This is a genomic window from Mesorhizobium sp. M0159, from assembly GCF_040322295.1.
Lineage (GTDB): Bacteria > Pseudomonadota > Alphaproteobacteria > Rhizobiales > Rhizobiaceae > Mesorhizobium.
Map to the genome: position 1 here is coordinate 1 of NZ_JAMYTF010000138.1, position 1,011 is coordinate 1,011.

A 1,011-nucleotide genomic window follows, 5' to 3' on the forward strand; every position below is an offset into this window, starting at 1 on the left:
ACACAGTCCATTATCACACTCACAGGATCAGCAGATCCAGCTTTTTCAATAACATAGCGAGGTGTGCATTATGTCGTGGGATCGGGCGGGCCGAGGAAGTGGACGACCTCGCAGCGGGCGACGAAGCCGAGTTGGGCCAGCGTGAAGATTCGATCTCGGTCGAGCGAGGGCTGGAAAGAGAAGTCGAAGCCGGCGAGCGTCTTGATCGTGGCCAGGCGCCCCATGCGCAGTGCCGTCTTGATCCGGCTGTTCTCGCGCAGGGTCAACTCTTCCGAGAGGAGGATGTCCATGGCTTCGAGGGCGGCGATCTCGCCTTTCTCGAGCCGGCGCACGACATGATCGAGCGCTTCGAGCGCCCGCGGCATCTTCAGGCCGACGAGGTCGTGGCGGATCCGGTCGATGGTGGATGGCGTGGTGTCGAGCGCGTTCGTCATGGACGTTGCTCCTTCGCCATCACCCGGGCGACGGCGTCGTAGAAGGCCAACGGGCGCTGAGCGACCCTGTCGCCCGAGCCATGAAGAATGACCTCGTCGTTCCTCAGTCTTTGTCGGCGCTTGTGGACGTGGATGTTGCGATGACCCGGCTCGACATGACGCTGGTGCCGGCCTTCGAGAATAGGATGGGTGGCAATCAGTGCGCCGTCCTCGAAGATGCGCAACTCTTCGGCCAGCGTGTGTACCTCGACGACACGGCGCCTGGTGGCGTCGGGCACGCTGTAGAAATTGCCGCCGACGCTGACCATGCCCTCCCGGCTGATACGTCGCTCAAGCTTTAGGACCGATCGGAACGGAGCCAAAGGCAGCGGCCGCAGCGCTGCGCGCTCCTCGGCGAAAGCTTCGTTGACGACACGCCTTGTGGTGGCGTGAACCCTCGGGTTTGCGACCGTGTCCAGCCAGTGACGCAACTGGGCGTTCAGGTCTTCGAGATTGCGAAAGGACCGGGCCAGGAAGAAGTCCTCGCGAATGTAGCGGAACGGTCGCTCGACCTTGCCTTTTGTTTTGGCGCGGTAAG

The 1,011-nt window shown here is 62.3% G+C and carries 1 protein-coding gene and 1 pseudogene; both read right to left on the bottom strand.

Going from position 1 to position 1,011, the window contains the following annotated elements; genetic code table 11:
- Window positions 1-83 precede the first annotated feature (83 nt).
- Window positions 84-434 (bottom strand): annotated as a pseudogene (locus tag NKJ32_RS35405) (ATP-binding protein); the annotation flags it as partial.
- On the bottom strand, window positions 431-1,011 hold a 581-nt coding region (locus NKJ32_RS35410; RefSeq protein WP_502902731.1), incomplete at its 5' end, for a Mu transposase domain-containing protein. The pseudogene NKJ32_RS35405 and the gene NKJ32_RS35410, both read right to left, overlap by 4 nt.